The sequence below is a fragment of the Streptomyces sp. JLBT605 genome (assembly GCF_058215555.1).
On record NZ_CM177087.1, the window covers coordinates 4,435,183 to 4,447,625 of the forward strand.

Below are 12,443 nucleotides of genomic sequence, written 5' to 3' on the forward strand. Positions count from 1 at the left end.
ATGTGATGACCCTGCCGCCCCCCGTCCTGCCGCTGGCCGCCGTCGGTCAGGGGATCCGGGACGCGCACCGGCTGTTCCACCCCCCGGTGCCCACCGGGCCCTCCCGCACCCCGGCCGGCAAGCGGCTGCCGGTGCGCGCGTGGACAGTCACCGCCTCGATGGACGCCATCCCGCTGCACGCCTGGGTGGTGCCCGGCAGGGGGCCGCACACCGTCATCGCCTGCCACGGCATCGGCCGCACCAAGTCGATGACGCTGGGCCATGTCGAGCTGTTCCACCGGGCCGGCCACCATGTCGTCGCCTACGACATGCGCAACCACGGGGAGAGCGGCACCGACCGCGCGGCCAGCCGGATGGCGGACCGCTTCACCAGCGACCTGCGGGACGTGCTGCGGGCGGTCGCCGACGACCCGCGGGTGGGCAGCGGCCGGATCGCGGTGCTCGGCTGCTCGCTGTCCACCTGGCCCGCGCTGCGCGTCCTGGCGCACTCCGAGGTGCCGGTGGCCGCGGTGATCTGCGACAGCGGCCCGGCCTACGACGTGGTCGGCGGACTGGGCCACTACGCGACGCTGCGCCGGGGCGCGCTGCCCGAACAGTTCCGCGAGGGCGTGGCGTTCGCCGTCTACCGGCGCGCCTTCCAGCGATGCGCCATGAGCATGCTCGACCTCGGCCCCTGGCCACCGGACCTGACCGGAGTGCCCACCCGGCTGATGTTCATCGGCAGCGCGGCCGACACCGTGGTCGCCGCCGACCAGGTCCGGCGAGTCGCCGAGCACTATCCGCGGGCCCGCTACTGGCAGGCGCCGGACGCGGTGCACCTGAGCGCGCTGCGGCTGGCCCCGGAGGAGTACCGCGGCCGCGTACTGGGGTTCCTGGCCGAGGCGTTCGGCACCGAAGCCCCCGAGGACACCCGCACCCGCCCGGCGGAGACGATCGGCTGTGACTGAACACCTCCTCATCGAAAGCGGTGGACCCGCCTCCGGTCCCGCCTGCGAGCGCTTCCTGCGCGACGCGGCGCGGCTCGCCTCCGGCGGCCACCCGGTGGTGCTGGTCCTCATCGAGAACGGCGTGGCCGCGGCCCTCCCGGACGCCTCGCCCGCACTGACCGAGCTGCGGGAGAGCGGCGGCCGGCTGTGGGTCGACGCCTTCTCGCTGACCCAACGGGCCCTGGAGCCCGCCGATCTGACCCCCGAGGCACGGCTGGTGGAGATGGACGACGTGGCCGCCAAACTGCTGGAGCCGGCGGTGCGGGCGGTGTGGCACTGAGATGCCCGGACCCATCCCGCACACCGACATCCTGATGATGGTCTTCGGTGCCCCGCACCAGAACGAGCACGTGATGTCCGCACTCCGGCTCTCCACGGCGCTCCTGGAGCGCGGCGCCCGGGTGCAGATCTGGACCTGCGGCGACGCCACCGGGCTCACCTGGGCCGGACTCGGCGACAGCAAGCCGCGCAACCCCGGCGACTGGGACCGCGACTACCCCTCCCTGCCCCGGATCGTCAGCGGGCTGATCGCCGACCATCCGGACCGTCTGTACTGGTACGTCTGCCGGGCCTGCTCCGACGACCGGGGCACCGCCGACCAGATCCCGCAGGTCCGCCGCCGCTCGCCGTACCGCTTCGCCGAGCACGTCCTCGCCGCCGACAAGACCCTCTCCCTGGGGGTGTGCTGACCATGGCCGACCCGACACCCGCACCGGTCCCGGCCCCCGCCCAGGCCCCGTCCGCCGCCGCCGAGCGCTGGCTGGTGGTGGTGGACCGCGCCTACCGGGGAGCGGTCGAATCGCAGTACGGCGACGGGCTGTACTTCGTCCAGGACCTGCACCGGCGCAGCGGCGGCTGCGATCTGGCGCTGCGCGGGCTGGCCGTCGGCTACGCGCTGCGCACCGGCTTCGAGCCATCGGTACGCATCGGCAGCCGCACCCTCGACACACTCCCCGACCCCCGGGCCGCGGTCCGCGGCATGCTGGCCGACGGCATGACGGTCATGGTCGACGCGGAGGACCTGGCCGCCCTGGGCCGCACCGCCGCGGATCGGCTGCTGGACGGCGTACGCGTCGTCCACGGCGACGACCTGGCGGCGAGCTGGCCCGACTACACCCAGGTGTGGTTCATGTGACCCCGCCGCCCGCCCCCGACACCCCCGCCGCCCGGACAGGAGCCCATCCGACCATGGCCACTGCCACCGCCACCGGCGGCCCGCTGATCTCCGCCTGGGCCGCCGTCTCCCCCTGGGGGCTGCGCGGCGCGGACTTCGCCGAGGGACTGGCCTCCGGCCGCCGCACCGAGTCGCCGGTGGATCCCGGCGAGTGGGCCGTGCCGCAGCGCACCGCCTGCCTGGTCCCGGAGTTCGCCGTCAAGGAGCTCCTGGGCCGCAAGGGCACCCGCACGATGGACCGGGCCACCGGCCTGGCGGTCACCACCCTGCGGCAGCTGCTCACCGCGGACGCGCCGGACGACACGCCAGGCGGCGGCACCGCCGGCGCGGCCGGTGGCAGGCCCGCCGCCGGGCGGCTGGCGGGGGTCGGCGAGGACACCGGCCTGGCACTCGGCACCAGCACCGGCAGCGCCCAGAGCAGCATGGACCTGACCCGCGAGTCGCTGGTCAACTCCCGGCCGTTCTTCGTCGATCCGGCCCGGGTCCCCAACTCGGTGATGAACTGCGCCACCGGCCAGTCCGCCATCTGGCACCGGCTCAAGGGCCCCAACGCCACCATCGCCGGCGGCCGGGCCGCCGGGCTGCTCGCCCTGCGGTACGCCCTGCGGCTGACCCGGGCCGGCCGTGCCGACACCGTGCTGTGCGGCGCGGTCGAGGAGTTCTCCGCCGCCCGCGCCTGGCTGGACTGGCACTCCCGCCCGGCCGGCCAGGAGGCCGCGGTGCTCGGTGAGGGGGCGGCCTTCTGGCTCATGGAGCCGGCCGGGACGGCCCGGGCGGCCGGGCGCCCCGGCCTGGCCGAGGTCGCGGGGCTGGAGTTCGGCTTCGCCACCGGCCCGGAGATGACCCGGCCGGTCCTCGCCGAGGTCCTGACCCGCCTGCTGGCGGGCGCCGGAGCCGGGCCCGCGGACATCGCGCTGGTCGCCGACTCCCGGGCCCCGGGCGCCGAGGGCGAGGCCGAGCGCGCCGCACTGGCGGACGTCCTCGCCGCCCACCGGCCGCGCCCGGTGGCGCCCGCCGAGTCCATCGGGGACACCTGCGCGGCCTCCGCGGCGTTCCAGGTCACCGCGGTGCTCGCGCTCGCCCAGCGCGGCACCGTGGCACCGGGCAGCCTCGCCCTGGTCACCTCGGCCGACCGGGACGGCGTCGTCGGCGCCGCCCTGCTCCGTACCCGGTGAGGGCTCGAGGTGGCGTGGTCACTGTGAACGGGAACCGCACGCTCACGCGGGTAACCGCGACACGACCGAGGAGTCGATGAGATGACGACCAACGTCCGCACGGCGCTGGTGTTTCCCGGGCAGGGGTCCCAGAAGCAGGGCATGGGGGAGACCTGGCGGGAGACCGGGTCCTGGTCCCTGGTACGGGAAGTGTCGGAGCACACCGGCATCGACGTCGCCGAGCTGCTCCTCAAGGCCGACGACGCCACCCTCAAGCGCACCGACCTGGCGCAGATCGCCGTGTTCACCACCGAGGTTCTCGCCTACCGCGAGGCCCACGCCGCCGGGGTGCTGGGCGAGGTGACCGCCTGCGCCGGGCACAGCCTGGGAGAGTACACCGCGCTGTACGCCGCCGGGGCGGTGGAGCTGGCCGACGCCGCGCGGCTGGTCGCCGCCCGGGGCCGGGCCATGCGGCAGGCCGCCGAGCGGTCCCCGGGCACCATGGCCGCGGTGGTCCGGATGGACGCCGCCACCGCGGAGGAACTCGCCGCCACGGTGCGGGAGTCCGGGCAGCGCGTCTGGCTCGCCAACCTCAACGCGCCCGGCGCGGTGGTCGTCTCCGGCACGGCCGAGGGCGTGGACGCGCTCGCCGAGCTGGTGCCCGGCGCGGGCGGCAAGGTGATCCGCATCCCGGTCGGCGGCGCCTTCCACAGCCCGCTGATGGAGGAGGCCGCCACCGAGCTGGAGACCGCGCTGAAGGAGGTGGCCTTCGCCCCGGCGCACACCACCGTGGTGGCGAACGTCGACGCCCGCCCGTACACCGGCGGCGAGGTGTGGCCCGGCCTCGAACTGCGCCAGCTCACCAGCCCGGTGCGCTGGGAACACAGCGTGCGCACCCTCGCCGGGGAGCTGGGCTGCACCCGCTTCGTCGAGCTGGGCCCCGGCCGCCAGCTGACCGGCATGATCCGCCGGATCGCCCCGGAGGTGAAGGCCGTCGCCGTCGAGGGACCGGCGGCCCTCGCCGAGCTCACCTGAGCCAAGCACCACCGGCACAACACCGCCCAGCGGCCGTCCGGCCGCTGGGCACAACGGAAAAGGAGACCCCCATGTCCGACTCCAGCGCCGTCCTGGACCTCGAGGATCTGCGCACCCTGGTGGCCGACGTCCTCGATGTCGACGAGGAGGACCTGACCGACGACGCCGAGTTCGTGGCGGACCTCGGAGTCGACTCGCTGATGGCGCTGGAGGTGATGGTCGTCCTGGAGAAGAAGTACGGGATCAAGCTCGGCGAGGAGGAGCTGAAGAAGATCACCTGCCTGCGGGCGGCGTACGAGCTGATCGCCGAGAAGCTGGAGAAGTGACCGATGCCGATCACGCGCAGCACCCCGGTGGACGGTGTCCCCGAGGTCGTCGATCCGGGCGCCGGGGACGGACCGGCCAGGACCGTCGTCGTCATCGCACCCTCGGAGCGGGTGTTCGCCGGCCACTACCCGGGATTCCCGATCTTCCCCGGCGTCTGCCTGGTCGAGTACGTGCAGCACAGCGCCCTGGCCACGCTGCCGGACACCGACGGCTCCTGGTCGCTGGCGGCGATCGAGTCGACCCGCTTCGTCAGCCCGGTCTTCCCCGGTGACACCATCACCACCGAGCTGACCTGGTCGAAGGTGCCGGAGGATCCGACCGCCTGGCGCTGCCGGGCGGTCGCCTCCTCCGAGCGCGGCAAGGCCGCTCAGCTGCGGCTCCGCTTCGAGGCACGGAGGCCCCGTTGACCGTCCTGGGACCCCACGACTTCAAGCGGATGGTGCCGCACCGCTATCCCATGCTGCTGATCGACCGGATCATCGAGCTGGTGCCGGGGGAGCGGGCCCGCGGGCTGAAGGCCATCACCCTCAACGAGCCCTGGTACGCGAACGTCCCGGACGACGCGCCCGCCGAGGACTACCACTACCCGTGGACCGTGCTCACCGAGTCCTGGGGCCATGTGGCCGGGATGCTCGTCGGCTGGGGGAACCCCAACCCGGACGCCCGGGCCGGCCGGGCGATGCTGCTGGGCGGCATGGCCGAGGTGGAATTCCACCGCCCGGCCGTCCCCGGCGACGTGGTGGAACACCGGGTGCGGGTGGCCCGCGTCGTCGGCGACACCTACATCTTCGAGGGCGAGAGCGTCATCGGGGACGAACCGGTGATGACGATCGGCCGCATGGTGACCGCGATGCGCCCGGCCGCGGAGCTGACCGGGGCCGCCCCGGACGGACAGGCGAAGTGAGGACCGACATGACCCAGACCCCCGATGAGAAGGCCCCCGAAACGCAGCGCCCGGAGGCGCCCCGCCGCGTCGCGCTGGTCTCCGGCGGCTCCCGCGGCATCGGCCGGGCCACCGTACTCCGGCTGGCGAAGGACGGGTTCGACGTGGCTTTCTGCCACTCCTCCAGCCCGGAGGCCGCCCGGTCGCTGGAGAAGGAGGCGGCCCAGCTGGGCGGCGGCAGGGTGATCGGCCGGCAGGCCGATGTCGCGGACGCCGACTCGGTGCGCGAGCTGGTCGCCTTCGTCCAGCAGGAGCTGGGCGACATCGAGGTCGCGGTGACCTCCGCCGGGATCACCCGGGACAATCCGCTGCTGCTGATGAAGGACGAGGACTGGCGGCAGGTCCTGGACGTCAACCTCAGCGGCACCTACCACGTCTGCCGCTCGGTGATCTTCGAGATGATGAAGCGGAAGTCCGGCTGCATCGTCAACATCTCCTCGGTGGCCGGGGTGCACGGCCACGCGACGCAGACCAACTACGCCGCGTCCAAGGCGGGCATCATCGGCTTCACCAAGTCCCTGGCGAAAGAGGGCGGCCGCTACAACATCCGGGCCAATGTGGTCGCCCCCGGCTTCATCGAGACCGATATGACCGCCGACCTCTCGGAGAAGGTCAGAAAGGAAGCGGAGAAGGGAATCCCGCTCCGCCGGTTCGGCCGCCCCGAGGAGGTCGCCGACATGGTGGCGTATCTGGTGCGCGCCGACTACGTCACCGGCGCGGTCTTCCAGATCGACGGCGGCATCATCGTCTGAGGACCGGACCTCCTGCCCGCGCCGCGCCGTGAACCGTACCCCCGTCTTCGATGGTCGCCCTTCCACCTCCCGGAGGACGCAGATGCCCGAGCCGCACACGGCTCAGCCTGCCACGCTCGGAAACCGGATCCTGTCGGTCGCCGCGCTGCCGCTGGCGCCGCTGTACGGAGCGTTGCTGGCGTATCTCGCCTACCACCCCAGGCGCAGCGCGGAGCGAGGGCATCCACGGGAGTACGGACTGCCCAGCACCGAGCTGAAGATCCCCTTCCAGCGCCGGAAGTACATCCACGCCTGGCTGTGTCCGGGTGCCACCGACCGGGTGGTCGTGGTCGGCCACAGCCTGGGGCTCAGCAAGGTGCGCGCCCTGGAGCACGCGAAGTTCCTGCACGACGCCGGATACACCGTCTGTCTCTTCGACCACCGCAACCACGGGGAGAGCAGCCAGGATCCGGCCTGGCGGGGCCTGGGCGACCGGTTCGCCGGCGACATCGTCTCCGTCGTCGGCCACCTGCGCACCGCCGGTGGCTACGGCGCCGCGCGCTTCGCCGTCTACGGCTTCTCCTTCTCCTGCTTCTCGTCGATCTGGGCGCTCAACCAGGCGGGTTTCGAGGTCGACGCGGTGGTCTGCGACAGCGGCCCGGGCCACGATGTGGCACCGCTGCTGCGGAACTTCCTGGAGGCCGAGTCGCTGCCGCTGCCCGGCTGGCTGCGCGGCGAGCCCTCCCGGTCGGTGGTGACCGGGGTGCTGTGCGCGCTCGGCCCGGCGATGGCCCGGGCCTCGCACGACCAGTGGCCGCCACCGGCCACCGGCGCCTTCGCCAAGGTGCCGCTGCTGTTGCTGTCCGGCGAACTCGACCCGGTGGTCCCACCGTCCTCGGTCGACGCGTTCGCCGAGCGTTTCCCGCAGGCGGAGACGCATGTACTGCCGGGCGCCGGGCATCTGCTGGGGCTCAGGACCGACCCTGAGGCATACGCGAGTGTCGTCCTGGACTTCCTCAAGCGTGCACTGCGGTAATGCATCGACCCGGCCAGGATGGTTCCAATCGGAAAAGGAAGTGGGAGCATGCGTAAGGTGCTCATCGCCAACCGTGGCGAAATCGCTGTCCGCGTTGCCCGTGCTTGTCGGGATGCGGGGATCGCGAGTGTGGCGGTGTACGCCGATCCGGACCGGGACGCGGTGCATGTACGCGCGGCCGACGAAGCTTACGCGTTGGGTGGTGACACCCCGGCGGCGAGTTATCTGGATATCGCGAAGGTGCTGGCCGCGGCGGCGGAGTCGGGGGCGGACGCGATCCACCCTGGTTACGGCTTTCTTTCCGAGAACGCGGAGTTCGCGCAGGCGGTGCTGGACGCGGGGCTGATCTGGATCGGTCCGCCGCCGCAGGCGATCCGGGATCTGGGTGACAAGGTCGCGGCCCGGCATATCGCGCAGCGGGCCGGTGCTCCGCTGGTGGCCGGTACTCCGGATCCGGTGGCGGGTGCGGAGGAGGTGGTGGCCTTCGCCAAGGAGCATGGTCTGCCGATCGCGATCAAGGCGGCTTTTGGTGGTGGTGGGCGTGGTCTGAAGGTGGCCCGCACCCTGGAGGAGGTCCCGGAGCTGTATGACTCCGCGGTGCGGGAGGCGGTGGCCGCCTTCGGCCGGGGTGAGTGCTTCGTGGAGCGCTACCTGGACAAGCCGCGGCATGTGGAGACCCAGTGCCTGGCCGACAGCCACGGCAATGTGGTGGTGGTCTCCACCCGTGACTGCTCGCTGCAGCGCCGGCACCAAAAGCTCGTCGAGGAGGCCCCCGCGCCGTTTTTGTCGCCCGAGCAGAACGCGGAGCTGTATGCGGCGTCGAAGGCGATTTTGAAGGAAGCCGGTTACGTCGGTGCCGGGACGGTGGAGTTCCTGGTCGGTATGGACGGCACGATCTCCTTCCTGGAGGTCAACACCCGCCTTCAGGTGGAGCACCCGGTCACCGAGGAAGTCACCGGCATCGATCTGGTGCGGGAGATGTTCCGGATCGCCGACGGCGAGGAGCTGGGCTATGACGACCCGCCGGTGCGCGGGCACTCGTTTGAGTTCCGGATCAATGGTGAGGACCCGGGCCGGAACTTCCTGCCCGCCCCCGGCACCGTGACCGTGTTCAACCCGCCGACGGGTCCGGGTGTGCGGCTGGACGCAGGGGTGGAGTCGGGGTCGGTGATCGGTCCGGCGTGGGACTCGCTGCTGGCCAAGCTGATCATCACCGGTGCCACTCGTGAGCAGGCGTTGCAGCGGGCCGCGCGGGCGCTGGGCGAGTTCCAGGTGGAGGGCATGGCCACCGCCATCCCCTTCCATCGTGCCGTGGTCACCGATCCCGCCTTCGCCCCCACCGACGGCAGTGCGTTCACCGTGCACACGCGGTGGATCGAGACCGAGTTCGTCAACGACATCCCCGCCTTCGTCGCCCCCGCGACCGATGAGGCCGAGCCGGATGTGCGGGAGACGGTGGTTGTGGAGGTGGGGGGCAAGCGGCTGGAGGTGTCGCTGCCCGCCTCGCTCGGTGTGGTCTCGGCCGGGGCCGCGGCCGCTGCCGGGGGGAAGAAGCCGAAGCGGAAGGCGGCGAAGAAGTCGGGGTCGGCCGCGTCGGGTGATGCGCTGGCCTCGCCGATGCAGGGCACGATCGTGAAGGTCGCGGTCGAGGAGGGTCAGGTCGTCGCGGAAGGCGAGCTGATCGTGGTCCTGGAAGCGATGAAGATGGAACAGCCGCTCAACGCCCACCGGGCCGGGACCGTCAAGGGCCTTGCCGCCGAGGTCGGCGCGTCCATCACCTCCGGCGCCGTCATCTGCGAAATCAAGGACTGATCGGGATCGAGGACTGATCGGGATCAAGGACTGAGCCTGATCAAGGTCGAGAGCCGTACGGCCTCCTCCGCACCACGGGGGCAGGGGAGGCCCGGCACGACCGTCCGTCTCAGTTCTTGAGCGTGCGCCGGAGGAAGTCCAGCACGGTGTCGGCGTACCGCTCGGGGTGCTGCTTGATCCCCAGCAGGTGCCCGGTGTCCGGAAGTTCCCGCACCTCGGCCCTGGGATACCGCTCCGCCAGCGCCCGCACCTCGTCCGCTGGGACGATCACGTCCTGCTCGCCGGTCAGGAAGAGCATCGGCGTGGTCGCGTACGCACCCGAGGCGGGCGGCGGCCAGTCCGCCTTGAGCATCGCGACGGCGGTGGAGGAGAAGACCTTGCCGACCACCCTGCCGGAGATCCCGCCGCGCAGCGCACGCGGCACCGGCAGCCCGTCGGCGTCGACGAAGTTGCGGAGCAGCGCCCCGAGATCGTCCGCCGGGCCGCTGTCCAGGACGACCGCGTCGATCGGGCACTCGGCCGCCCGGCGCAGCATGTAGAAGGCCGGGAAGGTGGAGATGGAGAAGCCGTAGACCGCGAACCGCGCCGCGGCGTGCTCCGGCTGCCGCCGCATGTACCCGATCACGGCGAGCAGGTCGTCGGTGTGCCGCTCGCTGACGTTCCAGAAGGTGCGGTCGGTGAGGCTCTTGCCGTGGTTGCGCTGGTCGAAGAGGGCGACCGTGTAGCCCGCCTCGTTCAGCAGCCGGGCCTGGCCCAGGCTCGCGGACTTGCTCAGCCCGAGCCCGTGGCCCATCACCACCACCCGCTCCGGGTCCCCGGGGCACAGCCAGAGGTGAAGACCCTGGCCCCGGCGCCCGCCGGTCGTCTCCACCACCACCTCGGAGCTGGTGAGGCCCAGGTCGGCAGGGGTCTTGTGATGCCTCTTGCGGGGCGGGTGGTAGGCCAGGTAGGCGAGGGCCGCGCCGTAGAGGGGGGCCAGCGGGAGGGCCGCCAGCGAGGCCACCGAGCTCCCAGGGCCCCGGGATGAGGTGTCCGCCGACTGCCCCGTACGATCCGTCGCCATGTGCTGGGCCCCTCCCGAACAGGTTGAGCGAGACGTGCGCGATCGTAGTGGGACGGTCACGCGGCCGTACCGGACCCGGCGGGAACGTGGCCTAATTCACCGCCCCGATTCACCGCATGGGATTCAGCGCGGTTGCAGGGCGGAGGGAAGGCGACCGCCGTGGGACCCCTGTTCCCGGCACCCCCTAAGCTCACCGGGGACGTGAGGGGAATCGGTGCCGGACGGGCGGGGGAGCGGAATCATGCCATGGAACACACCGGCGGCCGCCGCTGCCGCCTCCGGCCCCGGGTCCTGGGGCCCGGCGTCACCGCTGCCCGGCCCCGGGGATCGGCCCGCCGCCGGTGAGGTCGCCGTCTGGCTGCTGCGGATCCCCGAGTCGGCGGCTGCCGCCACCGCCCTCGCCGGAATGCTGGACGCCGAGGAGAGCCGGCGCGTCGCCCGGCTGCGGGACGACACCGCCCGCGAGCGCTACCTCACCTCTCATGTGGGCTTGCGGACGCTGCTCGGCGGATACCTGGGGACGGACCCCGCCGAGATCGCCTTCGCCCGGGAGCGGTGCGGGATGCCGGAGTGCGACGAGCCGCACGGCCGCCCCGCCGTCCTCGGCCACCCGGAGCTGCACTTCTCCATGTCGCACGCCGGGGACGCCGCGCTCTACGCGGTGGCCCGCAGCACCGTGGGCGCGGACATCGAGACGCTTCAGGCCCGGCGCGGTGGGGTGGACCTGACCGGTCAGCTGCACCCCGATGAGCAGGCGGCCATCGCCGCGCTCCCCGCCGGGCTGCGCGAGACGGCGTTCCTGAGCTGCTGGGTGCGGAAGGAGGCCTATCTCAAGGGGATCGGGACGGGGCTGCCCGGCGGCATCGGCACTCACCACGTCGGCCTCGCCGAAGGTCTGGCGCCGGCCGGTCCGCCCGGCCCGGAAGGCTGGTCGCTCCTCGATGTGGACGCGCCCGACGGCTACCGGGCCGCGGTGGCGGTCCGTACCGGCGCGGTCACCGCCGCCCGGCCGGTGGTCATGCTCGCTCGGCTGCGGCTGGCCGCCCCGGCGTGCTGACCGGCCCGGAGCACCGGGCCGTCCCAGCGGTCCCGGGCCGGAAATCCTGGACATACGACAGCGGGCGTTCCCGGAAGACCGGGAACGCCCGCTGTGCTGTGAGGTGCGCCGCCAGGGACTCGAACCCCGGACCCGCTGATTAAGAGTCAGCTGCTCTAACCAACTGAGCTAGCGGCGCCCGCCGACGTTTCCGCCTGAGCGGCTGTCGTCGAGGTAAATACTACCTGGTCCCGAGCGGTGCTCCTGACCGGATCAGATCGCCAGCGACAGCAGCACCGGTCCGGCCTCGCGATTGAGGGTGTGCGCCGCCTTGCGGAGCCGGTGGGCGTGCTCGAGCGGGAGCAACAGGGCCAGGCAGCCCACCGAGGAGCCCGCGGTGATCGGCACCGCGGCACAGACCGTGCCCACCGCGTACTCCTGGAGATCGAGCACCGGCACGGTGGCGGGTTGGCTGTCCAGCTTGTTGAAGAGCACCCTGGCGTTGGTCGTGGTCCGCGAGGTCAGCCGGACGATCTTGTGTCGCGAGAGGTGATCGCGCCGCCCGTTGTGATCGAGCTGGGTGAGCAGACACTTGCCCGCCGCCATGGCGTGCGCGGCGGACCGGAAGTCCACCCACTCGTTGACCTTGGGCGTGCGGGGACTGTCCGCGTACTGGGTGACCTTGATCTCGCCGTCGATGTAGCGGGTGAGGTACACCGCCGCGCCGATCGAGTCCCGCAGCGAGCCCAGGTTCTGCTGGAGCTTCTTCTGCAGGGCCACCTCGCGGTCGGGTCCGGCCGTGCCGAGCAGCAGCAGGGAGTCGCCGACCACGTAGGAGCCGTCCGACTGCTGCTCCACATAGCCTTCGCGGCGCAGCATCCGGAGCAGGTCGGCGAGGTGGCCCGCCGGCAGTCCGGTGCGGCGGGCGATCTGGGCATCGGTCACCCCGCCGGTGTTCGCGGACACCATTTCCAGCACGCGCAACGCGTACGGCACCGAGCGGAACGGCGCGATCGACTCTGGCTTCAGCGCCACGGTTTCCCCCTCAGAGGTTGCTACCGCTTGCGTCGTCATCGGGGCAGCACGCATGGCAGAGCTGACGCGCTCACCACTCCGGGCTGCCCGGCGTCTACCACGGTAGCGGCC

Annotated in this window: 15 protein-coding genes and 1 tRNA gene; 13 read left to right on the top strand and 3 right to left on the bottom strand. The window is 72.3% G+C overall.

Annotated features, from left to right (window positions below; all coding sequences use genetic code 11):
- The first annotated feature begins 5 nt into the window (after positions 1-5).
- The 12 genes from AC4BDD_RS19250 (at position 6) to AC4BDD_RS19305 (ending at position 9,198) form a co-directional block, all read left to right on the top strand.
- Positions 6-947, top strand: a complete 942-nt coding sequence (locus AC4BDD_RS19250) for an alpha/beta hydrolase (protein ID WP_490686690.1) — start codon at positions 6-8, stop codon at positions 945-947.
- Positions 940-1,266, top strand: coding sequence for a hypothetical protein (locus tag AC4BDD_RS19255; RefSeq protein ID WP_490686691.1), 327 nt, complete (start codon positions 940-942; stop codon positions 1,264-1,266). Before AC4BDD_RS19250 ends, AC4BDD_RS19255 begins: the two co-directional genes overlap by 8 nt.
- A gap of 1 nt (position 1,267) precedes the next feature.
- Entirely contained in the window at positions 1,268-1,675 is a 408-nt protein-coding gene (locus AC4BDD_RS19260; protein ID WP_490686692.1) for a hypothetical protein, read from the top strand.
- A 2-nt stretch (positions 1,676-1,677) separates the two neighbouring features.
- On the top strand, positions 1,678-2,121 hold the full coding sequence (locus AC4BDD_RS19265; protein ID WP_490686693.1) for a hypothetical protein: 444 nt from the start codon (positions 1,678-1,680) through the stop codon (positions 2,119-2,121).
- Positions 2,122-2,174: 53 nt separating this feature from the next.
- The gene (locus tag AC4BDD_RS19270) at positions 2,175-3,335 is read left to right on the top strand and encodes a beta-ketoacyl synthase N-terminal-like domain-containing protein (RefSeq protein ID WP_490686694.1); all 1,161 of its coding nucleotides are present in this window, start codon (positions 2,175-2,177) and stop codon (positions 3,333-3,335) included.
- A gap of 81 nt (positions 3,336-3,416) precedes the next feature.
- Positions 3,417-4,349 (top strand): ACP S-malonyltransferase, encoded by a 933-nt coding sequence (locus AC4BDD_RS19275; RefSeq protein ID WP_490686695.1) that lies wholly within the window; start codon positions 3,417-3,419, stop codon positions 4,347-4,349.
- 71 nt (positions 4,350-4,420) lie between these two features.
- A complete protein-coding gene (locus AC4BDD_RS19280) occupies positions 4,421-4,675 on the top strand; it encodes an acyl carrier protein (RefSeq protein ID WP_490686696.1) in 255 nt (84 codons plus the stop codon).
- Between the two features lie 3 nt (positions 4,676-4,678).
- Entirely contained in the window at positions 4,679-5,083 is a 405-nt protein-coding gene (locus tag AC4BDD_RS19285; RefSeq protein WP_490686697.1) for a 3-hydroxyacyl-ACP dehydratase FabZ family protein, read from the top strand.
- The gene (locus tag AC4BDD_RS19290; RefSeq protein ID WP_490686698.1) at positions 5,080-5,580 is read left to right on the top strand and encodes a 3-hydroxyacyl-ACP dehydratase FabZ family protein; all 501 of its coding nucleotides are present in this window, start codon (positions 5,080-5,082) and stop codon (positions 5,578-5,580) included. The genes AC4BDD_RS19285 and AC4BDD_RS19290 overlap by 4 nt, the downstream gene beginning before the upstream one ends.
- Positions 5,581-5,588: 8 nt before the next feature.
- A complete protein-coding gene (fabG, locus tag AC4BDD_RS19295) occupies positions 5,589-6,371 on the top strand; it encodes a 3-oxoacyl-[acyl-carrier-protein] reductase (protein WP_490686699.1) in 783 nt (260 codons plus the stop codon).
- An 82-nt stretch (positions 6,372-6,453) separates the two neighbouring features.
- Complete coding sequence (locus AC4BDD_RS19300; protein WP_490686700.1) at positions 6,454-7,386, top strand: alpha/beta hydrolase; 933 nt, start codon at positions 6,454-6,456, stop codon at positions 7,384-7,386.
- Positions 7,387-7,434: 48 nt separating this feature from the next.
- Positions 7,435-9,198, top strand: coding sequence for an acetyl/propionyl/methylcrotonyl-CoA carboxylase subunit alpha (locus AC4BDD_RS19305; protein WP_490686701.1), 1,764 nt, complete (start codon positions 7,435-7,437; stop codon positions 9,196-9,198).
- Between the two features lie 109 nt (positions 9,199-9,307).
- On the opposite strand, the gene AC4BDD_RS19310 is transcribed toward AC4BDD_RS19305, so the two are convergent.
- The gene (locus tag AC4BDD_RS19310; protein WP_490686702.1) at positions 9,308-10,261 is read right to left on the bottom strand and encodes an alpha/beta hydrolase; all 954 of its coding nucleotides are present in this window, start codon (positions 10,259-10,261) and stop codon (positions 9,308-9,310) included.
- 241 nt (positions 10,262-10,502) lie between these two features.
- Between AC4BDD_RS19310 and AC4BDD_RS19315 the strand changes: the two genes are divergently transcribed.
- On the top strand, positions 10,503-11,318 hold the full coding sequence (locus tag AC4BDD_RS19315; protein WP_490686703.1) for a 4'-phosphopantetheinyl transferase family protein: 816 nt from the start codon (positions 10,503-10,505) through the stop codon (positions 11,316-11,318).
- A gap of 104 nt (positions 11,319-11,422) precedes the next feature.
- Here the strand turns inward: AC4BDD_RS19315 and AC4BDD_RS19320 are convergent.
- Both AC4BDD_RS19320 and AC4BDD_RS19325 read right to left on the bottom strand, forming a co-directional pair.
- A tRNA-Lys gene (locus AC4BDD_RS19320) sits at positions 11,423-11,496 on the bottom strand.
- Positions 11,497-11,570: 74 nt separating this feature from the next.
- The gene (locus AC4BDD_RS19325; protein WP_490686704.1) at positions 11,571-12,332 is read right to left on the bottom strand and encodes an IclR family transcriptional regulator domain-containing protein; all 762 of its coding nucleotides are present in this window, start codon (positions 12,330-12,332) and stop codon (positions 11,571-11,573) included.
- Between the last annotated feature and the right edge of the window lie 111 nt (positions 12,333-12,443).